Genomic DNA, 546 nt, shown 5'->3' on the forward strand with positions numbered 1-546 from the left:
GTAGTAGGCCGGGCCGCCGCGGTAGTTGCCGTTATCGTCTTTGGTTTTGTAGAGCTGCGCCAGCGCGCTTTCCACAAAGGAGGTGGCCATGCCGATAAACGCCACCACCCACATCCAGAAGATGGCGCCGGGGCCGCCGGCGGTCAGGGCGATGGCGACGCCGGTCAGGTTGCCGGTGCCGACGCGCGCCGCCAGCGTGGTGCACAGCGCCTGGAAAGAGGAGATGCCGGCGCTGTCGCTTTTATTGCTGTTTTTCAACACCGAGAACATGTGGCTGAAGTGGCGGAGCTGAATAAAGCGGGTGCGCAACGTGAAGTAGATGCCGGTGCCGAGCAGCAGATAAATCAGCACCGACCCCCACAAAATGTTGTTTATAAAATTCATCAGGTCCGTCAAGGGATCCCTCCTTTTATCGAAATTTAATGCGCACCTTGCAGCATCCACCGCAGGTGAAAAACATTGGCCTATTTTTTACAAGAGCTTAGCTGGAATCTGTCCGGCGTCAGTCGATTAAGATTTTTCGCAGATTAGCGGACGAATTGCATC

At 55.7% G+C, this 546-nt stretch carries 1 protein-coding gene; it reads right to left on the minus strand.

Features of this window, described 5'->3' with window-relative positions; genetic code table 11:
- Positions 1-396 (minus strand): alanine:cation symporter family protein (locus tag KHA85_RS20090; protein WP_236885845.1); only part of this gene is annotated, 396 nt, incomplete at its 3' end.
- Between the last annotated feature and the right edge of the window lie 150 nt (positions 397-546).

Source organism: Dietzia massiliensis (genome assembly GCF_018390595.1).
Lineage (GTDB): Bacteria > Actinomycetota > Actinomycetes > Mycobacteriales > Mycobacteriaceae > Dietzia > Dietzia massiliensis.